Raw genomic sequence first — 19732 nt, forward strand, 5'->3', positions numbered from 1 at the left:
GGCGTGATGCGGGCTTAGCCCCCGACCAGCCAGCCCACGCCGAACGCCACAGCCGCACAGAGCGCGCCAAGGAACACCGTTTCCGCCACCGCGCGGATCAGCTTTTCCCGCGTCGCGTACCAGCGCAGAAGACCAAGCCCGAAAAGCGCCGAAAACGTCGCAATGACAGAGGCATAGAAGGTGCCCTGCGTCGCGTCGCCGATGAAGTAGGGCACCAAGGGCACCGATCCGAAGACGATGAAACTGCCGAAGGTGAACAGCCCGTTGATGCCGGGGTCTTCGTCATCCGGATCGTGCATCCCGAACTCGTAGGTCATCTTTAGATCGGCCATCATCTCCGGGTGCCGGATCAGAATCTCTGCCACCTTGTCCGCGTCATCAGCGGGCAAACCGCGCTGGCGGAACAGCGCGCTCATCTCTTGGCGTTCCTGCGCGGGCGTATCGGCAATCGCCTGCATCTCTTGTGCGCGGCGGTTGTGGTACAGATCGTTCGTGGCGCGGCCTGACAGGAACTCTCCCATCCCCATGGACACACCATCGGCAAAAAGGTTCGCAAGGCCAAAGACCAGCACAGCCAGCCCGCCGATCTGTGCGACCCCATCGGCCTGCGCACCGGCAAAGCCCGCGACGATGGCAAAGGTGGTGACGATCCCGTCGTTGCCGCCAAAGACCAGTTGTTTCAGAAATTCCTGAATGCGGGTCAGCCCGTGAGCCTTGCGCCGGTGTTGAGTCGGTTCCATGGCGGATCCTCTACTTGTCCCCAAATGAATCGCGCGGTTGCCCGGTGGGCGCAAGGGCGTGTGCTCTTGTGTCCCAAGCATTGCGCGATAAGGTACGCTTATGAATATCACGCTGCGGCAATTGAGTTACTTTAAGGCACTGGCAGAGCACGGCAATTTCGGCCGCGCCGCGCTGTCGGAACGGGTGTCGCAGCCCGCGCTGTCGATGCAGATCAAAGCGTTGGAGGACGCCTTGGGCGGTGCGCTGGTCGAACGGCACGCCCGCGCCGTGGTGCTGACCCCCTTTGGCCGCCGAATTCTGGATCACGCAGAGGCCGTGCTGTCGCGGATGCAATTGCTGGAAGAGGCCGCGCGCTGGAAGGACGGGCTGGCTGGTCGGCTGGCGCTTGGCGTCATTCCCACCATCGCGCCGTACCTGTTGCCCGGCCTGCTGGCCCGCTTGCGCGCCGATAACCTTGCGCTGGACGTGGAGGTGCAGGAGGCCCAGACCAACCGCCTGCTGGACGATCTGGCGGCGGGCCGCATCGACGCGGCGATCATGGCGCTGCCGTCGGGCGGCACGGGCGTCAGCGAACGCCGCCTGTTTGACGATCGGTTTTTTCTGGCCGGATCCGCCGCACGCATCGCCGCACTGAATACCGGGGCCGAAGCACTGCGGCCAACGGAACTTGGCACCCAACAGTTGATGTTGCTGGAAGACGGCCATTGCCTGACCGATCAGGCGCTAGAGGTCTGCGGCCGGGGCAGGGGCCATGCACAGATCAACACCGGGGCATCTTCGCTTGCGACCTTATCACGACTGGTGGCCGCGGGCTTTGGTCTGACATTGTTGCCGGAAATGGCCCTGAAAACCGAAGCGCGCGACCTGACCGTTCAGCGGTTCGCAGCGCCCGAACCCTATCGCACCATCGGTCTGGTACGCCGCGCCACATCCCCCAAGGCGGACTGGTTCGACACGCTGGCCGAGATCATCATCGACCTGTCCGGCACGCTGACTTTCGACCCACCTGCGCCACTGGACAGACCCTAAGCAGTGACCGCGCGGAACGGTCACGCGGTGACCATATTCGCCATGACAAAAGACCGCAGGGGGGTCGAATTGGCTGGTTGAGGCCTAAATGATGTCTCAGAACCAAGGCGAACATACAGGGGAATTACATGTTTGATTTCACCGCTCTCGACCTGGCCCGTTTCCAGTTCGCTTTCACGGTGTCGTTCCACATCATCTTTCCGGCCTTCTCGATCGGGTTGGCCAGCTACCTCGCCGTTTTGAACGCCGCCCATTACATCACGGGCCGCGACGTCTTTATGCGGCTGTTTGATTACTGGAAAACGATCTTTGCCGTGGCCTTTGGCATGGGTGTCGTGTCGGGCATCGTTATGTCTTATCAATTTGGAACAAACTGGTCGGTTTTTTCTGATAAAACCGGCCCGATCCTTGGACCAATGATGGGTTATGAGGTTCTGTCGGCCTTCTTCCTTGAGGCCGGGTTCCTTGGCGTGATGCTGTTTGGCCGGTCGCGGGTCGGCCCCGGTCTGCACCTTGTCGCGACGCTGATGGTCGCCATCGGTACACTTGGCTCGGCCTTCTGGATCCTGTCGGTGAATTCGTGGATGCAGACGCCTGTTGGCTATTCCATGAACGAGGTCGGCCAGTTCGTCCCCGAAGACTGGTGGGCCATCGTCTTCAACCCGTCCTTCCCTTACCGCTTTGTGCATATGGTGCTGGCCGCCTACCTGACAACCGCGCTGGTCGTGGGCGGCGTGGGCGCATGGCACCTGTTGAAGGACCGCGCCGATCAGGGCGCGCGGACCATGTTCGCCATGGCCATGGGGATGTTGGTGGTCGTCGCGCCCATCCAGATTTTCGCGGGCGACGAACACGGGCTGAACACGCTGGAATACCAGCCTGCCAAGATCGCCGCGATGGAGGGCCATTACGAACCGCATCCAGAAGGCGCGGCCCCGCTGATCCTGTTCGGCATCCCGGATGACGAGGAAGAGACTGTCCACTACAAGATTGAAATTCCATATCTTTCCAGCCTTATCCTGACGCGTGACCTGACCAGCCCGCTGCCGGGCCTGAAGGACTTCCCCAAAGAAGACCGCCCGAGTGCCGAGCTGATCTTCTACACCTTCCGCATCATGGTGGCCCTTGGCTTTGCCATGCTGGGGCTGGGCATCTGGGGCGCGATCAGCTGGTGGCAGGGGCGGCTTTACGACCGCAAGTGGCTGCACCGCGCAGCGATTGGCATGGGGCCGATGGGCTTTGTTGCCGTGCTGTGCGGCTGGATCACGACCGAGGTCGGACGCCAACCCTTCACGGTCTACGGCTTGCTGCGCACGGCGGACTCGGCTTCTCCGGTTGATCTGCCTGCGGTGACCACGTCGCTTCTGGCCTTTATCGTCGTCTATTTCATCATCTTCGGGATCGGCACCTATTACCTGATCCATCTGATGAAGCAGCCGCCTGAAAAGGGCGATCCCGATCCGGCCATGGGGCCGACCCGGACGGCGGGCGTGGCGCCCGGTCCGGCCATGGGCAAAGACGCGCAGGGGGCCGAGTGATGCTGGGGTTTGAACTGTCGATGATCTGGGCGGGGCTGATCGCCTTTGCCATTCTGGCCTATGTCATTCTGGACGGCTTTGATCTGGGCACGGGGATCCTGTTCCCGTTCCTAGGCAAAGAAGACCACAGGGCCCACGCCATGAACACCATCGCGCCCGTCTGGGACGGGAACGAAACATGGCTGGTGCTGGGCGGCGGCGGATTGTTCGCCGTCTTTCCGCTGGCCTATGCCATTGTGATGCCTGCGCTTTATCCACCGGTGATCGCGATGCTGCTGGCGCTGATCTTTCGCGGCGTGGCGTTCGAATTCCGGCACCGTAATCCCGACCACGAAAAGCTGTGGGATATCTCGTTCTTCTTCGGGTCGATCGTGGCGACCCTGTCGCAGGGGCTGATCCTTGGCGCCTTGGTGCAGGGGATCGAGGTTGAAAACCGCGCCTATGCGGGCGGCTATTTCGACTGGCTGACGCCGTTTTCGATCCTGACCGCAGTGGCCTTGGTTGCCGGATACGCGCTGTTAGGCGGGACGTGGTTGGTGATGAAGACCACGGGCCACCTGCGCGACCGCGCGCGCCGACTGTCGTGGATCGCGGCGGTTGCGACACTGGTGCTGGTGGGCGCGGTGTCGCTGGCGACGCCATTCCTTGACCCCGCCTATCTGGATCGCTGGTTCGCACGGCCCAACGTCTATTACACCATGTGGGTGCCCGCGGGCATCGTTCTGGCGGCAGTGCTGTTTGTCAGCGGCATGCGGCATGACCGCGACGCCTGGCCGTTTCTGTCGGCGCTGTCGATCTTTGTGCTGTCCTTTGTCGGTCTGGGCGTCAGCCTTTATCCGTACATGGTGCCGCATTCGGTCACGATTGCCGAAGCCGCCGCACCAGATGAATCCCTGTGGTTCCTGCTGGCGGGCGCATTGGTGCTGGTGCCGATGATCCTTGCCTACACCACCTATGCCTATTGGGTATTCCGGGGCAAAACCGATCCGTCGGAGGGGTATCACTGATGCGACGGGCCCTGTGGTTTATCGCCTTCTATCTGGTGGGGCTTAGCGTGCTGGGCGTGATCGCCTATATCATTCGGTCCGTGCTGATTGGATAGCAGGGAAGGGGGCTGTCTGCCCCCTCTGCCACCTTGGGTGGCATTCACCCCCGAGGAATATTTGTTGGACCAAAGAAGGCTATGTCGTTCGTGCATGGCGGTGATGTGTTCTGGGGTGGCTGGTCAAGAGCCTGCCGAAGGTCTATCTAGGGCCCAATGCCGCGACCAAGAGGCCCCCGATGCGTGATCTGAAGATCCCTGAACAGCGTCACCCCGAAAAGGCGAAAAAGCCTGACAATCCTCAGCCGAAAAAGCCGGACTGGATCCGGGTCAAGGCCCCCACTTCAAAGGGCTATTTCCAGACCCGCGACATCATGCGAGAGCACAAGCTGGTCACCGTCTGCGAAGAGGCGGGTTGCCCCAATGCCGGCGAATGCTGGTCACAGGGTCATGCGACCATGATGATTATGGGCGAGGTCTGCACCCGCGCCTGTACCTTCTGCAACATCGCCACAGGCAAGCCGCCCGAAGATCTGGACGTGTTCGAGCCGGGCCGCGTTGCCGATGCGGTGGCCAAGCTGGGTCTGAACCACGTCGTTATTACCTCTGTCGACCGTGACGATATTGAGGACGGCGGGGCCGAGCATTTCGCCCAGACCATCCGCGCCATCCGTCACCGTGCGCCCGGCACCACGATCGAGATCCTGACGCCGGATTTCATCCGCTGTGGGCCAGAGGCGTTGGAAGTTGTTGTGGCTGCCAAGCCGGACGTCTTTAACCACAATTTGGAAACCGTGCCGGGGCTGTATCCCGAGGTGCGGCCCGGGGCGCGGTATTTCCATTCGCTGCGCCTGTTGCAGCGGGTGAAAGAGCTGGACCCGTCGATGTTCACCAAATCGGGCATCATGGTCGGCCTTGGCGAAAACCGTCAGCAGGTCACGCAGGTGATGGAGGATATGCGCGCGGCGGATATCGATTTCCTGACCATCGGTCAGTACCTGCAACCGACGCCCAAGCATCACGCCGTGGATCGGTTTGTCACGCCCGAGGAATTCGCGGCTTACGAGAAGACCGCTTACAATAAGGGCTTCCTAATGGTGTCTGCCACGCCACTGACACGGTCGTCTTACCACGCAGGCGATGATTTCGCGCGGCTGCGTGAGAACCGGTTGAAGCGGTTGGGGCAGGCGTAAGACAGCGCGTCGGGGTTGGCTCAGGCGGGCTGAAGCCCGCCCTACGAGGCTTGGCTTAGGTGGGTTGAAAACCCACCCTACGGGTCTTGGCTTAGGTGGGGGGAAAACCCGCCCCAAATCAGCCGGATAGCAATTGGTGGACGATGGCGTGTTTGGCGCTCTCGGAATGGTTCAATCCGCGCATCGCGGTCTGGAACACCAGCTTTGCCGCGCCTGTGCTTTGGATCATCCGGCGGGCGCGTTCGCTGCCGTGAATCACCTGCTCTCCGACCTCCATACGGGTGTCCTCGTAGCCTTCCAGATCGCCCGCAGCGATACGAGCAGCCAGATCGGCGGCGTCAGCGATGCCAAGGTTCATGCCGCGCCCGCCCACGGGTGAATGCACATGCGCCGCGTCGCCTGCCAAAAAGACGCTGCCTTTGCGATAGCGTTCGGCCTGACGCACCTGGATCGTGAATTCGGACGTACGGCGCAAGTCATCGACCTCCATCGTCACGGGAAGCGCCTTCAACGCATCCGGCAGGCTAGAGATCACGCGGTAACGATCACTGGCCATGGGCACGACGACGGCGACCTCTCCGCCCGGTAGCATGTACCCGGCAAAGGAGTCCTTGTGGGGCCAAGTCTTCGACATCACGTCAGCAATCGACCAATGCCCCGGCAGATCGTGGCCGTCGAAATGAATGCCTGCGGTGGCGCGTACACGGCTGTGCGACCCGTCGGCACCGATCAGATAGCGCGCCTCTATGTGGATGTGCTGGCCAAAATCGGCAAGGATGTGATCGCCGTGAACGTGGTAGTTGGTCAGGGGGCGGTTGTATTCGACCGTCACACCACACCGGGCGAGGGCGTCGATCAGATGCGCTTCGGTCCGGTCTTGGGGCAGGCCATAGACGGTCGAGCGGTCGTCGAAGTTCAGCGGCAGGGTCAGGATCGGATCGGCGCCCTGATGCATGACCATGGCGTCAAAGCGCACGGCCTCTGACCGGATGGCGGGGCCCGCACCTGAAGGCGTCAGCAGGTCGATCGAGGCGGGGGTGATCCCCACCGCGCGGCTAAGCGGCGACGGCCCGTCGCGTTTGTCAAAGATACGAACGGCAATGCCGCGCCTTGCCAGCTCTACCGCCGCTGTCAGCCCCGTGGGCCCCGCGCCGATCACCAGCACTTGTGTCATTCGACGGCCGGGATCGCTTTCAGATAGGCTGCGATGGCCGCCAGATCTGCATCCGACAAATTCGACATGTTCTGGACCACCTCTGCCATTTCGCCACCGGCACTATCGAAATCGGGGGTGAACCCGGTTTTCAGATAGGCGGCGATGTCCACCTCGCTCCAGTCTAGCGCAGCAGGGGTGATGTTGGGAATACGTCCGCGACCATCGGGCGACGGTGCGCCCGCCATCCAGCGGCCCGTATCCAGCCCGCCAATCGCGTTGCGCGGCGTGTGGCATTCGGCACAATGGCCCAAGGCTTCGACCAGATAACGCCCACGCTCCAGATCGTCGGGGGCATTGGCAAGCACGAAATCATCGCTGAAGAACAGCATCTTCCAGCCGCCAAGGCTGCGGCGGATCGAGAAGGGAAAGCCCACGTCATGTGGCGTGTTCGGTGTGTCCGAGGCAGGCAGGGTCTGGATGAATTCATACAGGTCCGCCACGTCCTGCGGCTGCGCCTTGACGTAAGAAGTATAGGGGAAGGCCGGGTAGTAATGCGCGCCAGAAGGCGACACGCCCCGCATCATCGCATTGCCCAGATCCTCCAGCGACCAACCCGCGATGCCAGCGTCAGAGGGCGAGATGTTGGGCGCATAGAAGGTGCCAAACTCGGTCGCGAAGGGACGACCGCCCGCAAGGATCAGGCGCTCTTCGCCTTCAGCCTCGGGTGCGGAATGGCAGGACGCACAGCCAGCGGCCCAGAAAACGGCTTCGCCAGCCGCCGCATCGCCAGTGACCCCGGCAAACGTGTCAGCGGGCAGGGGGGACGGACGGGTGACGAGCCAGAACACCCCGAGGCCGATCACGGCCAGAACGACAAGCAGGGCCAATACCCTAGTGAGTTTATACATGGCCCTGCTCCTTATTAAATCGGTCAGCCGGTCTTAGTTGGACGACGCGCGGTAGGACTTGTGGCAGCCGCCGCAGGCCCCGCCAAGGGCGCCCATTGCGCCCTGCAGCGACGCAAGGTCGGTGCCAGCCGCTGCTTCCATCGCCATGGCCGCTTCGGTCATCGCGGTCGCCGCTGCGCCGACGCCAGCCATGTCTTCCCAGATCGCAGGCAGCGCCTTGGACCCTTCGATCTGACCTTCGGCCGTACCCGGGGCCCAATAGGCCATCTGGTTCTGCGTCGACAGCTTGACCAGGTTGCCAGCCGCCGCGCTTGCGGCATCGGCGTCATAGTCGGTCGTGCCCTTGGCCATGTTGCCAAGGATACCAAGGTTGAACGCATAAAGCTGCATGGTCGCCTGACGCGCGTTAACGGCCTTTTTCAGATCGTCTTCGGACATATGGCTTTCTGCAACGGAAACGCCCGCCAGACCAATCGTGGCCATAAGGGCGGCAGCAAGTGTCTTTTTCATTAGGTAAACTCCTCACAAACAACTTGTGTGGCGACGTTAGCGCGAAGTTGTGTGTCAAGCGGTGACGAATCCGTGATCGCACGTGAACGGCGGGTTACGCGTCGTCCGTGAACCGCACTTTGCCGATAAAAGGCAGGTTGCGATTGCACTGGGCGTAGTCGATGCCATAGCCCACGACGAACTCGTCCGGGATTTCGAAACCGATGTAATCCGCCTTGAAATCAACCTCGCGGCGCGATGGCTTGTCCAGCAGGGCGATGGTCTTCAACTGCTTGGGATGGCGCGACGCCAGCAGGTGGATCACGTGGTTCAGCGTGTGGCCGGTATCGACGATGTCTTCGACGACCAGAACGTTGCGGCCCTCGATCTCTCCACGCAGGTCCTTGAGGATCCGCACTTCGCGCGACGACTCGGTCGAGTTGCCGTAGGACGAGGCCTCTAGGAAATCGACCTCCACGTCGCGGTCGCGCAGTTCACGCACCAGATCGGCGATAAAGACGAACGACCCCCGCAGCAGGCCCACAACCACCAGCCGTTCATCGGCGGGGAACACCTTTTTGATCTCGTCGGTTAATTCTTCGATCCGGGCCGCAATCGTCTTGGCCGAGATCATCTGATCGATGACATAAGGACGCGTCGTCATGGGTTTTCCTTGAACTTCCGGCGTCACCATACGACATGACTTATTGAAGTAAAACGAGACATTGCCCATGCCCAGACATTCCGAGACCAAACACCTGCCGTATACCGCACAGCAGATGTACGATCTGGTCGCGGACGTCGGCAAATACCCCGAATTCCTGCCATGGTGCGCCGCCGCGCGCGTACGGTCGCGCGAAGATCGCGGTGATCACGAGGTGATGGAGGCCGATCTGGTGATCTCGTTCAAAGTGTTCCGCGAACGGTTCGGATCGCGCGTGGTGCTGTGGCCCGAGCAGAAGAAGATCGAAACCGAATACGTCGACGGCCCATTCAAATACATGAAATCCGACTGGTCCTTTGCCGACGCCGAGGGCGGCTGCGAAGTATCCTTCTTCGTCGATTTCGAATTCAAGAACGCTGTGCTGCAGGGCATCATCGGCGTCGTCTTTAACGAGGCGATGCAGCGCATCGTGCGGGCGTTCGAAAACCGCGCGGCGCAGCTATACGGCCCGAAGGCCTAATACATTTTTGCAAAGCCGTACCTGCGGCCATGGGCCAGAACTGGGCGGTTTCGTCCCCTGTTAACCACAATCCAAACGCAATTCACGCCCATCTTCTGCCGCGGGTGGACGTGAATAGGAGAGAGTTATGGGACTCATTACAGGCCTTCTGGGCGGCGGTAGCGCAGCCACGGGCACAACGAATTCGGGTGGTGCAACCTCGACATCGACGACCGCAACGGAAAACGCTGCGAACACGAACACGACGGCAGACCCGACCGAAACCAACACCGCAGTGACCGCGCCTGATGAGACGCAGTCCAGCGAAAGCACCTCGACCAACACCACCGGATCGAATGTCTATTACTACAGCCGCCCGACCGAGGCAGAAGCCGACACCGGCCGCGCGTCTGTCGATACCGGCGATCTGACCCTGCGCGACGACGAAGTGATCGCCGTCGACTATGCCCGCCGCGCCGCCATTGCCGCACAAGCCAAAGCCAAGGTGGAATCGCTGCTCGACGGTCTGACCGCAGACCCCAAGGACGACAGCGCCTATCTGCAACTGTCGGCGGGCAAGGCCGATGCCGACGGCGCCTATGCCAAGGCCGACGCCGCATCGCCGCGCTATGGCGAAAAGGTCAGCTACGACGCGTGATGCACACCGCACACGCGGGCAGCAGACCAACAGGCAAAAACAACCCAATTCCGAAACGGGCCTTTCTGTTCACCAGAAGGGCCCGTTTTCTTTTGGCCTGACGGCAGAGACGACGGGGGGCAGGGCGCAACCCCAGGGTGTGCCTGTGTACAAGCACAACCTGAGGTGTATAATTTTGTACAAGCGACTTTGCAGGTTTGAATACAATTAAGGCGGGAATTGCGAAACAAAACCATTTTTCAATCCGATTTGGGTTTCACCTTTAACGTGTAGTGCAAAGAAAAACAAAAAGGAGCTGAATGCCCATGATTACTACACGAGCCGTATTGACCCAATTCTGGGGATCGCTGAGCAACGATAAAAAAGACGCCCTTCGCGACGCGTATAAGCAGTATAAACAGGACGATACTCAAAGCACGCAAAGCACCTCGCAGGCCGAACCGGTGCCGACCGAACCCGTCGCAAAAACGGATACAACGGCAACCTCAGGTGGTACTGACACTGTCGTAAAACTGGTCACCAACACTGCCGATCAACTGGCAGAGAGGCAGCCAGAGGTTGCATCCGATCCGGTGACATCCACCGACGACGTGGTCGGTCAACTCGCCAGCAGCCTGAAAGACGCCGCGCCCGAGGTCGTCGAAAAGGCCGTCAAACTGGTGGAAGAGGTCAAGGCGCTGGTTCAGCCCGCCGATCCCGAACCCGCCCAACAGTTCCCGCGTTATGACGCCGAAGCAGATGCCGGCAAGGTCGACGCCACCGACTACGCCCGCCGCGCCGCCATCGCCGCGCAGGCCAAGGCCCAGCAGATGTCGCTGTTGGACAGTCTGGGCGCAGATCAAGGCGATAGCTTTGCCCCCGTTCTGAAGGCCAGCAGCTATGGCGGCGGATCCGCTGCCGATCAGCCGCGCACCAAGCCGGTGGATCTGACCGTCTGATCCCCCTTTAAGGCCGCGGGTCAGGGCAGTAAGGTCGCCTCCGACGATAGGAGGAGCCGATGTCCCTGACCCGCGCCCTGGCAGAGTTTGCTGCCACCCCGACACCCAATATCCCCGACACCACCGCCCGCATCCTGCGCCTATCCATGCTGGACTGGATCGCCTGTGGCATGGCGGGCCGCGATGAACCCGTCGCCCAGATCACCCGTGCTATGGGGATGGACGAAGGCGGCGCGGAACAGGCCTCGGTCTTTGGCGGCGGACGGCTGCCCGCGCGCACCGCAGCGCTGATCAACGGCGCGACCTCTCATGCGCTGGATTACGACGACACCCATTTCGCCCATATCGGCCATCCGTCGGTTGCCGTGTTCCCCGCCGCGCTGGCCGTGGCCGAGGCACAGGGCGCCGATGGCGAGGCACTGCAAACCGCCGCGCTGATCGGGATCGAGGCCTCGATCCGCGTCGGCGTCTGGCTGGGGCGTGGTCATTATCAGGTGGGCTTTCACCAGACGGGCACCGCCGGGGCCTTTGGCGCCGCCTTGGCCGCAGGTCGCCTGATGGGCATGGACGCAGACCAGCTAGAGGCCGTTCTGGGCCTTGTCAGCACCCGCGCATCAGGTCTGAAAAGCCAGTTCGGCACCATGGGCAAACCCTTCAACGCCGGGATCGCCGCCTCTAGCGGGGTCGAAGCCGCGCTATTGGTGTCCAAGGGGTTCGTGCCGTCCTTAACCGGGCTGGACGGGGCCTTGGGCTTTGGCGTTACGCACCATGGCGCGGCAGATATGTCGGCGCTGGACGGGCTGGGGCAGGACTGGCTGATGGACACGATCAGCCACAAATTCCACGCCTGCTGCCACGGGCTGCACGCCTCGCTAGAGGCCATCGCCACGATCGACGCCCCAGAACAGATCGATCGCATTGATGTGGTCACCCATCCCCGCTGGATGAGCGTCTGCAATCAGCCTGCGCCGATGACGGGTCTGGGGGCCAAGTTTTCCTATGCCACCGTTCTGCCGATGGCCCTGCTGGGCGTCGATACTGCACGGTTGGAAAGCTACACCGAAGAGCTGTGCGCCCGAGACGATCTGCAGGCGCTGCGCGCCAAGGTGCACGTGAGCGAAGACGAGAGCCTAAGCGAGATGCAGGCGCGGGTGACGGTCGCAGGCGGAGGGGAAATCCGCGAGGCCTTTTATGATCTGGATGCGCCGATGTCGGTGGACGACAAGACCGCCAAGATCGACGCCAAGGCCGCAAGCCTGCTGGGCAACCGCGCCGAAGAAGCGGCGGGTCTGGTAAGCACAAAGGCCCCGGCAGCAGAGCTGGGGGCCTTTATTCGGGGGTAGGGGCGACGCATAGTTCATGCCTTCAGATACCCGCTCGATCATAGGTCCCGCCCGGCGTGAAACGCCGGGCAGCGCCCGACCCGCCCCCATGGGCGGGCGCTTGTGCGCCCACCCTCGGGACGGGCGCTGCCCTCAGCGTTCATGAACAAAGCTTCATGACCAGCACGTACAAAAAAGGGCCGCGCCGATCCTCAGATCAGCGCAGCCCCAAAGCAAATCCACCCCTTACGACACGTGGTCGTAAGCCCGCTCACCATGCTGAACAAGGTCCAGACCGGTGGACTCGGTCTCTTCATCCACCCGCATCGGCAGCACAAGCGCCACCAGCTTGACCAGCACCACCGTCACGACCGCCGTGAACACGCCAACGATCGCCAGCGACCCAAGCTGCGCCACCCAAGACCCCTGACCAAAGACCGCGATCATGATCGTGCCAAAGATGCCGCCCACGCCGTGGACCGCGAAAACGTCCAGCGTATCGTCGATGACCAGCTTGTTGCGGATCAGGTTCACGGCTTCCTGACACAGGATACCCGCGATGGCCCCGATGATCAGCGCCTCGATCGGGCCGACGAAACCAGATGCGGGCGTGATCGATGCCAGCCCGGCGATGGTCCCGGTGACGATGCCCACCAGCGAGGCCTTGCCGTATTTGATGCGTTCCCACAGCGCCCATGTCAGCGACGCCGTCGCGGCCGAGATATGGGTGACCGTCAGCGCCATCGCGGCCCCGCCGTCCGCCGCCAGTTGCGACCCGCCATTAAAGCCGAACCAGCCGACCCACAGCATCGACGCACCCAGCATGACATAGCCGGGGTTATGCGGCGGCTTGGACTTGTCCTTACGGCTGCCCAGCATGACCGCGATGATCAGCGCCGCGAGACCTGCGGTTTCGTGCACCACGATACCACCCGCGAAATCACGCGCGCCAACCTCGCCAAAGATGCCGCCGTCCGACAGCATCCCGCCGCCCCAGATCCAGTGCACCACCGGCGCATAACACAGCAGCATCCAAAGGGTCGAAAAGGTCAGAACCCAGCCAAAGGACGCGCGTTCCACATAGGCCCCGACGATCAGCGCAGGTGTGATGATGGCAAAGGTCATCTGGAAGGCAAAGAACAGAACCTCGGGGAGGGTGCCCGACAGGCTGTCGGCGTCCACACCCATCAGAAACGCCTTGCCCAGACCGCCCCAGATCGCGTTGCCGTCGCCAAAGGCGATGGAATAGCCAACGGCAAGCCATGCGACGCTCATAGCGCAGGCGATGGCATAGCAATGCATGAAAACGCTAAGAACGTTCCGCGCCCGCACCAGCCCGCCGTAAAACAGCGCCAGCCCCGGCAAAGTCATGAACAGGACCAGCGCCGTGGCGACGATGATCCATGCTGTATCCGCTCCGTTCATCAAAGAATCCCCCATCCCGAGTTTGATTTCGGGCGTCCTAAACGGCGGAACTTTGATGAAGGAAGAGGCAAGGCACCAGATCTGCGCCTTTTATTGCATCACTTTGCAAACCGCACAATTAATAGGCGAAAAGCGGCGCGCTATGTCGTAATCTTAGGCGCTTTGCGAAACGCTTAGCCGAGAGCGGTCAGAACCATCTGCAATGCGTGATCGCGGGATGCAGCACGCACCTCGTTCCGGCCAAGTGCACCGAACTGGACGGTTTCGGCCACGACCTCGGCCCCTTTGCGCGCCACGGCGAAACAGACCATGCCTTCGGGCTTGGGGCCACTGGCCCCCGGTCCGGCGACGCCCGTGATCGATACCGCGATATCCGCGCCCAGCCGCGACAGCGCGCCGCTGGCCATTTCCCGCGCGGTCTCTTCGCTGACGGCACCGTGCGCTTTCAACGTGGCTTCCCGAACGTTCAGGACAGCCATCTTTATGCTGTTGGAGTAGGCGACGATCCCGCCCAGAACCACGTCGGACGACCCCGCAATATCGACCAAAGAGGCCGAGACCATGCCGCCCGTGCAGCTTTCCGCGGTGACCAGTTTCACACCCGCAGCCCGGCAGGCTGTCAGGACATCTTCTTGCAGGGACATGGGCTCTCCTTACCCTAGGATCATCGGCACATGATAGGCGATCGCCAGCAGGATGACGATCACAGCCGCCATGACGCCCGCAATCACGTCGTCCAGCATCACGCCAAGCGGATCATGACGACGATCGGCGCGGCCCACGGGGCCGGGTTTCCAGATGTCGAACAGGCGGAAGAACACGAAGGCCGCGATCCAACCGGGCCACAGGCGCGTCACCTCGACCCCCGCGAACATGGCGCCGTAAAGCACGGGCAAAAGCGCGACCCATTGGCCTGCGACCTCATCAATGACCACACGGCTGGGGTCGGGGTCATCGCCCTGCGTGGTGATCTGGATGGTCGCCCACCAGCCCGCAAAGAACACTACGATCAGCGCCACCAAGACCAGAAAGAACCCGCCCAGCTGAAACAGGCCATAGGCCAAGGGCAGAGCGGCCATGCTGCCCCAAGTGCCTGACGCGGGGCGCAAAAGTCCGACGCCAAAGACGGTTCCGATGACTTCAGCCAGCTTCATTCGGACAACAGCGCCGCGGTGGCAATCGCCGCGATCCCTTCGCTGCGGCCGGTAAAGCCCAACCGTTCAGACGTGGTCGCCTTGACCGAGATGCGCGCGCGGTCGATCCCCATGATCCCGGCCAGCGCAACGCGCATCGCCTCGGCATGGGGACCGACTTTGGGGTGTTCGCACACGATAGTGCAATCGACGTTCGACACGGTAAATCCTTTCTCGGCGGCCAGTTTGACCGCATGGGCCAGAAATATATCGCTGGCCGCGCCTTTCCACTGCGGATCCGAGGGCGGGAAGTGGCGACCGATATCGCCTTCGGCCAGCGCGCCATAGATCGCGTCGGTGATCGCATGCATCCCCACGTCCGCATCCGAATGCCCCTTAAGCGCCTGCGTATGCGGCACCTTCACACCGCACAGGACGACGTGATCGCCATCTTCGAACGCGTGCACGTCGTAGCCGTTGCCAAGGCGTATATCCATTGCAGCCTCTTGATTTTCCGTCAGGATTTGTTCCGCGCGGGCAAAGTCCGCGGGGTGGGTGATCTTGATATTCCGTTCATCGCCGGGGGTAAGCGTGACATGTAGCCCCGATCCGCGAGCGACCTCGACATCATCCGCGGCATGGTCATCCGGGTGTCCGTCATGCGCGGCCGCAATCGGACCGATGGCAAAACCCTGAGGCGTCTGCGCCCGGTAAAGCCCACTGCGATCCTGGGTGCCGGTGATCTGGCCATCCGTCACCTGCCACAGCGCATCGGTCACCGGAATGCCCGGTGCGGCGGCTTCGGCCCCGTCCAGAAGCGCCCGCCTTACACCGTAAATCACGTCCTGCGACACGCAGGGCCGCGCGATGTCGTGGATCAGCACATGGGTCGCGCCCAGCTCCCACGCTTTGGTCAGGCCCGCCTTGACCGACAGCCCGCGGGTCGCGCCGCCGGGGACGCGGTGGATGTGGTCGGGCAGGGGGATAGCGAGGTCGTCGGGGTGCAGCACTGTGACGATTTGGCCAAGCGGATCAAAGGCTTGGATCGTCCAGTCCGCTACGCGTTTGCCAGCCAATGGCCGCCATTGCTTGGGCGTACCGCCGCCCGCGCGAAGGCCACGGCCCGCGGCAACAAGGATGGTGATGAACTTTGGCGCGTCGGTCGTCATGGCGACTGAGTAGGGGGAAATCGCGGGCAGGTCCATGGGGGAGGATTATGTGGTAACATCTGATAGCTTCGCCCTGCACCACGTCCACATCTTCCTAACATATTTTTAAGTAACGGAGGGCAGCGCTGACCCGGGGTGGCGCGATAGCGCCGCCCATGGGGCGGGTCGGCGCTGCCCGGCGGTGCCGCCGGGCGGGCGATTGATCGTGGGTGTCGCCACAGAGGAGCCGCCAAGTAGGGAACCACACCCTCTCTGCGTCAACCGCACCTCCGCCGCACAAAAATTAATCAAACGCCGCTTTCCCAAGCGCAAAGCACCTCTGCACACGTTGAGGTTGCCCCCAGACACCGCTATCCAAAGGTTAGTGCACAAGGATTAAGCATGTCCCTACCGGATTTTACCGCAACTGAACGCCCCATCGTGGCGCTGGCCCCCATGGCCGGGATCACGGATCTGCCCATGCGCGATCTGGTGGCGGGCTTTGGCGCCGATCTGGTGGTCAGTGAAATGGTCGCCAGCGGAGAGCTTTTGACGGCACGCCCCGGCACGCGGGAAAAGGCGGAACTGGGGCTGGAACGTGCCGCGACCTCGGTTCAACTGGCTGGCCGCGCGCCCGATACTATGGCCGAAGCCGCGCGCCAGATCGCCGATCAGGGCGCCAAGGTCATCGACATCAACATGGGTTGCCCGGCCAAAAAAGTGACCGGCGGCCTGTCCGGGTCCGCCTTGATGCGCGACCCCGATCTGGCCCTGTCGCTGATCGACGCGGTCGCCAATGCGGTGGACCTGCCCGTGACGGTCAAGATGCGGCTAGGCTGGGACGACACCAACCACAATGCCGCAGACCTTAGTAAACGGGCCGAGGACGCAGGCGTGCGCATGGTCGTGATCCACGGCCGCACGCGTTGCCAGTTCTACAAAGGTCACGCGGATTGGGACGCCATCGCCAACGTGGTCAAGGCTGTGAACATCCCCGTTTTGGCCAATGGCGACATCACCGATATATCCAGCGCCCGCACCGCCTTGGCCAAGTCCGGCGCGGCGGGGATCATGGTGGGGCGCGGCATCCAAGGCCAGCCATGGCTGCTGGCCCAGCTCATCGCGGAACTGGAGGGCACCCAGCCCCCCGAGACCCCCGACCTGATCCCGCTGGTTCAGACGCATTATCAGGCGATTCTGGCCTTCTACGGCCCTGACCTTGGCCTGCGCGTCGCCCGCAAGCAATTGGGCTGGTACATGGACCGCTGCCAGACACCCGCAGACCTGCGCGGCCGGATCCTACGATCAAAAGACAGTGCCGATGTGATGCAGATGCTGCCCGACGCGCTGATCCCCCAGACCACGCCGGAGGCCGCATGACTAGCGACGACGCCATCTGGGCCTCTTTGCCCGTGCCGGCCCTGATCTTGGACCCGGACGACATGATCGTGGCGATCAACGCCGCGGCCGAAGGGTTCCTGAACACCTCGTCCAAATCCATCATCGGCCAGCCTGTCTGGGACAAGGTGATGATCGACGCGCCGTTGGAAAAGGCGTTCATCCGGGCGCGGGAAACCTCTTCGCCCTTGTTCGTCAATGACGTGGACGTGGGCACGGGCGAACGCGCGCCGCTGCATTGCAACCTGCAGGTCGCGCCCTTGGCGGATCAGCCGGGGCATATGCTGTTCCTGATTTCGCCGCGTGAACTGGCGGGACGGCTGACACAGGACCACACGGTCAAATCCGCCGCCAAATCAGCCATCGGCATGGCCGAGATGCTGGCGCATGAAATCAAGAACCCGCTGGCAGGTATCACGGGTGCGGCGCAACTGTTGTCGATGAACCTAAGCGCAGAGGATCAGGAACTGACTGACCTGATCGTCGAAGAAAGCCGCCGCATCGTGAAGTTGCTGGAACAGGTCGAACAATTCGGCAACCTGACCATGCCCGACCTGCGCCCCGTGAATATCCACGACGTGCTGGACCGGGCGCGGCGGTCCGCGCTGCTGGGCTTTGGCGCGCATATGAAGATCGTCGAAGACTACGACCCCTCATTGCCCATGGCCGTTGGCGACCCGGATCAGCTGCTTCAGGTCATTCTGAACCTGCTGAAGAACGCGTCTGAGGCCGCAGGGAAAGAGCAGGGCACCATACGGCTGCGCACGTTCTTTGAACACAGCTTCCGCCTGCGCCGCTCTGATGGCGAAGGCGCGACCCTGCCGCTTCAGATCGAGGTGATCGACGACGGCCCCGGCCTGCCGCCCGATATCGCAGGCGATATTTTCGACCCCTTCGTTTCGGGCCGCGAAAACGGGACCGGACTGGGCCTCGCGCTGGTCAGCAAGATCATGTCGGACCACGGCGGATGGATCTCCGTCACCTCGGTCCCCGGCAAAACCACATTCCGACTATCCCTTCCGATGGAAAAACCGGCGAAGGCAAAAACAAGTAAGGAGAGCTGAGCATGGATGGCACCATCCTTGTCGCAGACGACGACCGCACCATTCGCACCGTTCTGACACAGGCCCTGACACGCGCCGGGTGCAAGGTTCACGCGACATCTTCGCTGACCACGCTGATGCGGTGGGTCGGCGAAGGCAAAGGCGACGTGGTCATCAGCGACGTGATGATGCCCGACGGCAACGGCCTAGAGATGCTGCCCAAGATTGCCGAGGATCGCCCCGGTCTGCCGGTCATCGTCATTTCCGCCCAGAACACCATCATGACGGCCATTCAGGCGGCCGAGGCCGAGGCCTATGATTACCTGCCCAAGCCCTTTGACCTGCCGGACCTGATGAAACGCACCGCTCGCGCGCTGGAAGCGCGGCGGAAATCTGCGACGCCCGCGATCACCTCGGATGCGAACGAACGCCCGGACGAACTGCCGCTGGTGGGGCGGACCCCGTCGATGCAGGCGTTGTATCGCCTGATCGCGCGGGTGCTGAACACCGATCTGTCGGTTCTGATCACGGGCGAGTCGGGCACGGGGAAATCCCTGATCGCGCGCGCCATTCACGACTTTTCGGATCGGCGGAACCTGCCGTTCGTCGTCGCCTCTGCCGCGGATCTGCAGGACATCGAAGGCCCGGCGCAGGTGCTTGCGAAATCCAAGGGTGGCACGATCCTGTTTGACGAGGTCACCGACATCCCGTCCGAGGTGCAGGCCCGTATCGTGCGCATGATGGACGGCAACCCCGACGCGCTGCCGCGTTTCATGGCCACCAGCCAAAGCGATCTGAACCGCGCGATGGACGACGGCAAGCTGCGGCAGGATCTGTATTACCGCCTGTCCGGCGCGTCGATCGCGGTGCCTGCGCTGCGCGACCGGGTGGATGATATCCCGTTGCTGGTCGATCACTTCCTGTCCCGCGCCGAACGCGAAGGCCTGCCGCTGCGCAAACTGGCCGACGACGCGATGGAGCTGGTGCGCTCTCATCCTTGGCCCGGCAACGTGCGTCAGTTAGAGAACGCGATTCGACGGCTGGTGCTGACCGCGCGGGTCGATGAGATTTCGAAAACCGAAGTCGCGGCGGTGCTGGGCAGCCAGCCCGACAGCGAACCCATGGCCGGTGGCGGCGGGGTCGAGGATAATGAAATGCTCTCGGCCTCGATCGGGCGGCACCTGCGGCGGTATTTTGATCTGCATGGCAATATGTTGCCGCCGCCGGGGCTTTATGCGCGGATCCTGAAGGAAATGGAGCTTCCTTTGCTGGAAATCGCGCTGGAGGCGACAGGCGGCAATCAGGCCAAATGTGCCGATCTGCTTGGGATCAACCGCAATACCTTGAGAAAAAAGATCACTGATCTGGATATCCGCGTGACACGCCGTCGGAAGTTGATGTAAAACAG

At 62.3% G+C, this 19732-nt stretch carries 21 protein-coding genes; 12 read left to right on the forward strand and 9 right to left on the reverse strand.

The window, feature by feature from the left end; genetic code table 11:
* Positions 1-14: 14 nt before the first annotated feature.
* Complete coding sequence (locus ACI3GR_RS06920) at positions 15-740, reverse strand: VIT1/CCC1 transporter family protein (RefSeq protein ID WP_407493347.1); 726 nt, start codon at positions 738-740, stop codon at positions 15-17.
* Between the two features lie 100 nt (positions 741-840).
* On the opposite strand from ACI3GR_RS06920, the gene ACI3GR_RS06925 reads away from it, so the two are divergent.
* The 5 genes from ACI3GR_RS06925 (at position 841) to lipA (ending at position 5543) form a co-directional block, all read left to right on the forward strand.
* Positions 841-1770 (forward strand): hydrogen peroxide-inducible genes activator, encoded by a 930-nt coding sequence (locus ACI3GR_RS06925; protein ID WP_407493348.1) that lies wholly within the window; start codon positions 841-843, stop codon positions 1768-1770.
* Positions 1771-1898: 128 nt separating this feature from the next.
* A complete protein-coding gene (locus ACI3GR_RS06930) occupies positions 1899-3308 on the forward strand; it encodes a cytochrome ubiquinol oxidase subunit I (RefSeq protein ID WP_407493349.1) in 1410 nt (469 codons plus the stop codon).
* Complete coding sequence (gene cydB, locus ACI3GR_RS06935) at positions 3308-4315, forward strand: cytochrome d ubiquinol oxidase subunit II (RefSeq protein ID WP_407493350.1); 1008 nt, start codon at positions 3308-3310, stop codon at positions 4313-4315. Before ACI3GR_RS06930 ends, cydB begins: the two co-directional genes overlap by 1 nt.
* Entirely contained in the window at positions 4315-4410 is a 96-nt protein-coding gene (locus tag ACI3GR_RS06940; RefSeq protein ID WP_407493351.1) for a DUF2474 domain-containing protein, read from the forward strand. The genes cydB and ACI3GR_RS06940 overlap by 1 nt, the downstream gene beginning before the upstream one ends.
* A gap of 179 nt (positions 4411-4589) precedes the next feature.
* A complete protein-coding gene (lipA, locus tag ACI3GR_RS06945; protein WP_407493352.1) occupies positions 4590-5543 on the forward strand; it encodes a lipoyl synthase in 954 nt (317 codons plus the stop codon).
* 118 nt (positions 5544-5661) lie between these two features.
* On the opposite strand, the gene ACI3GR_RS06950 is transcribed toward lipA, so the two are convergent.
* The 4 genes from ACI3GR_RS06950 to hpt all read right to left on the reverse strand — a co-directional run bounded on the left by ACI3GR_RS06950 (position 5662) and on the right by hpt (position 8760).
* Positions 5662-6717 (reverse strand): FAD-dependent oxidoreductase, encoded by a 1056-nt coding sequence (locus tag ACI3GR_RS06950; protein ID WP_407493353.1) that lies wholly within the window; start codon positions 6715-6717, stop codon positions 5662-5664.
* Entirely contained in the window at positions 6714-7607 is an 894-nt protein-coding gene (locus ACI3GR_RS06955) for a c-type cytochrome (RefSeq protein WP_407493354.1), read from the reverse strand. The genes ACI3GR_RS06950 and ACI3GR_RS06955 overlap by 4 nt, the downstream gene beginning before the upstream one ends.
* A 33-nt stretch (positions 7608-7640) precedes the next feature.
* Positions 7641-8117 (reverse strand): cytochrome c, encoded by a 477-nt coding sequence (locus ACI3GR_RS06960; protein WP_407493355.1) that lies wholly within the window; start codon positions 8115-8117, stop codon positions 7641-7643.
* Between the two features lie 94 nt (positions 8118-8211).
* Entirely contained in the window at positions 8212-8760 is a 549-nt protein-coding gene (hpt, locus tag ACI3GR_RS06965) for a hypoxanthine phosphoribosyltransferase (protein WP_407493356.1), read from the reverse strand.
* Positions 8761-8827: 67 nt separating this feature from the next.
* Here hpt and ACI3GR_RS06970 point away from each other — a divergent pair, with 67 nt between their 5' ends.
* From ACI3GR_RS06970 to ACI3GR_RS06985, 4 genes are all read left to right on the forward strand, one after another.
* Positions 8828-9280: a type II toxin-antitoxin system RatA family toxin gene (locus ACI3GR_RS06970; RefSeq protein WP_407493357.1), complete on the forward strand. Its 453-nt coding sequence runs from the start codon at positions 8828-8830 to the stop codon at positions 9278-9280.
* 127 nt (positions 9281-9407) lie between these two features.
* Positions 9408-9917: a hypothetical protein gene (locus ACI3GR_RS06975; protein ID WP_407493358.1), complete on the forward strand. Its 510-nt coding sequence runs from the start codon at positions 9408-9410 to the stop codon at positions 9915-9917.
* A 305-nt stretch (positions 9918-10222) separates the two neighbouring features.
* Positions 10223-10855, forward strand: coding sequence for a hypothetical protein (locus ACI3GR_RS06980; RefSeq protein WP_407493359.1), 633 nt, complete (start codon positions 10223-10225; stop codon positions 10853-10855).
* Positions 10856-10914: 59 nt separating this feature from the next.
* On the forward strand, positions 10915-12198 hold the full coding sequence (locus tag ACI3GR_RS06985) for an MmgE/PrpD family protein (RefSeq protein WP_407493361.1): 1284 nt from the start codon (positions 10915-10917) through the stop codon (positions 12196-12198).
* Between the two features lie 225 nt (positions 12199-12423).
* On the opposite strand, the gene ACI3GR_RS06990 is transcribed toward ACI3GR_RS06985, so the two are convergent.
* From ACI3GR_RS06990 to ispF, 4 genes are all read right to left on the reverse strand, one after another.
* Positions 12424-13602: an ammonium transporter gene (locus ACI3GR_RS06990; RefSeq protein ID WP_407493362.1), complete on the reverse strand. Its 1179-nt coding sequence runs from the start codon at positions 13600-13602 to the stop codon at positions 12424-12426.
* 173 nt (positions 13603-13775) lie between these two features.
* Positions 13776-14246 carry a CinA family protein gene (locus ACI3GR_RS06995; RefSeq protein ID WP_407493363.1) on the reverse strand — a complete coding sequence of 157 codons (471 nt, stop codon included), beginning with the start codon at positions 14244-14246 and terminating at the stop codon, positions 13776-13778.
* A 9-nt stretch (positions 14247-14255) separates the two neighbouring features.
* A complete protein-coding gene (locus ACI3GR_RS07000) occupies positions 14256-14756 on the reverse strand; it encodes a phosphatidylglycerophosphatase A family protein (protein WP_407493364.1) in 501 nt (166 codons plus the stop codon).
* Positions 14753-15904, reverse strand: a complete 1152-nt coding sequence (gene ispF, locus ACI3GR_RS07005; RefSeq protein WP_407493613.1) for a 2-C-methyl-D-erythritol 2,4-cyclodiphosphate synthase — start codon at positions 15902-15904, stop codon at positions 14753-14755. The genes ACI3GR_RS07000 and ispF overlap by 4 nt, the downstream gene beginning before the upstream one ends.
* A gap of 381 nt (positions 15905-16285) precedes the next feature.
* Here ispF and dusB point away from each other — a divergent pair, with 381 nt between their 5' ends.
* From dusB to ACI3GR_RS07020, 3 genes are read left to right on the forward strand one after another with little or no spacing between them, the layout of a single operon-like run.
* The gene (gene dusB, locus ACI3GR_RS07010) at positions 16286-17263 is read left to right on the forward strand and encodes a tRNA dihydrouridine synthase DusB (RefSeq protein ID WP_407493365.1); all 978 of its coding nucleotides are present in this window, start codon (positions 16286-16288) and stop codon (positions 17261-17263) included.
* Positions 17260-18345: a two-component system sensor histidine kinase NtrB gene (locus ACI3GR_RS07015; protein ID WP_407493366.1), complete on the forward strand. Its 1086-nt coding sequence runs from the start codon at positions 17260-17262 to the stop codon at positions 18343-18345. The genes dusB and ACI3GR_RS07015 overlap by 4 nt, the downstream gene beginning before the upstream one ends.
* 2 nt (positions 18346-18347) lie before the next feature.
* Positions 18348-19727 carry a response regulator gene (locus ACI3GR_RS07020; RefSeq protein WP_407493367.1) on the forward strand — a complete coding sequence of 460 codons (1380 nt, stop codon included), beginning with the start codon at positions 18348-18350 and terminating at the stop codon, positions 19725-19727.
* The last annotated feature ends 5 nt before the right edge of the window (positions 19728-19732 follow it).

This window comes from Pseudooceanicola aestuariicola (assembly GCF_045763785.1).
Taxonomy (GTDB): Bacteria; Pseudomonadota; Alphaproteobacteria; order Rhodobacterales; family Rhodobacteraceae; genus Pseudooceanicola.

Coding starts and splice junctions, on each gene's coding strand:
- ACI3GR_RS06920 (WP_407493347.1), bottom strand. CDS start 740: ATGGAACCGACTCAACACCGGCGCAAGGCTCACGGGCTGACCCGCATT.
- ACI3GR_RS06925 (WP_407493348.1), top strand. CDS start 841: ATGAATATCACGCTGCGGCAATTGAGTTACTTTAAGGCACTGGCAGAG.
- ACI3GR_RS06930 (WP_407493349.1), top strand. CDS start 1,899: ATGTTTGATTTCACCGCTCTCGACCTGGCCCGTTTCCAGTTCGCTTTC.
- cydB (WP_407493350.1), top strand. CDS start 3,308: ATGCTGGGGTTTGAACTGTCGATGATCTGGGCGGGGCTGATCGCCTTT.
- ACI3GR_RS06940 (WP_407493351.1), top strand. CDS start 4,315: ATGCGACGGGCCCTGTGGTTTATCGCCTTCTATCTGGTGGGGCTTAGC.
- lipA (WP_407493352.1), top strand. CDS start 4,590: ATGCGTGATCTGAAGATCCCTGAACAGCGTCACCCCGAAAAGGCGAAA.
- ACI3GR_RS06950 (WP_407493353.1), bottom strand. CDS start 6,717: ATGACACAAGTGCTGGTGATCGGCGCGGGGCCCACGGGGCTGACAGCG.
- ACI3GR_RS06955 (WP_407493354.1), bottom strand. CDS start 7,607: ATGTATAAACTCACTAGGGTATTGGCCCTGCTTGTCGTTCTGGCCGTG.
- ACI3GR_RS06960 (WP_407493355.1), bottom strand. CDS start 8,117: ATGAAAAAGACACTTGCTGCCGCCCTTATGGCCACGATTGGTCTGGCG.
- hpt (WP_407493356.1), bottom strand. CDS start 8,760: ATGACGACGCGTCCTTATGTCATCGATCAGATGATCTCGGCCAAGACG.
- ACI3GR_RS06970 (WP_407493357.1), top strand. CDS start 8,828: ATGCCCAGACATTCCGAGACCAAACACCTGCCGTATACCGCACAGCAG.
- ACI3GR_RS06975 (WP_407493358.1), top strand. CDS start 9,408: ATGGGACTCATTACAGGCCTTCTGGGCGGCGGTAGCGCAGCCACGGGC.
- ACI3GR_RS06980 (WP_407493359.1), top strand. CDS start 10,223: ATGATTACTACACGAGCCGTATTGACCCAATTCTGGGGATCGCTGAGC.
- ACI3GR_RS06985 (WP_407493361.1), top strand. CDS start 10,915: ATGTCCCTGACCCGCGCCCTGGCAGAGTTTGCTGCCACCCCGACACCC.
- ACI3GR_RS06990 (WP_407493362.1), bottom strand. CDS start 13,602: ATGAACGGAGCGGATACAGCATGGATCATCGTCGCCACGGCGCTGGTC.
- ACI3GR_RS06995 (WP_407493363.1), bottom strand. CDS start 14,246: ATGTCCCTGCAAGAAGATGTCCTGACAGCCTGCCGGGCTGCGGGTGTG.
- ACI3GR_RS07000 (WP_407493364.1), bottom strand. CDS start 14,756: ATGAAGCTGGCTGAAGTCATCGGAACCGTCTTTGGCGTCGGACTTTTG.
- ispF (WP_407493613.1), bottom strand. CDS start 15,904: ATGACGACCGACGCGCCAAAGTTCATCACCATCCTTGTTGCCGCGGGC.
- dusB (WP_407493365.1), top strand. CDS start 16,286: ATGTCCCTACCGGATTTTACCGCAACTGAACGCCCCATCGTGGCGCTG.
- ACI3GR_RS07015 (WP_407493366.1), top strand. CDS start 17,260: ATGACTAGCGACGACGCCATCTGGGCCTCTTTGCCCGTGCCGGCCCTG.
- ACI3GR_RS07020 (WP_407493367.1), top strand. CDS start 18,348: ATGGATGGCACCATCCTTGTCGCAGACGACGACCGCACCATTCGCACC.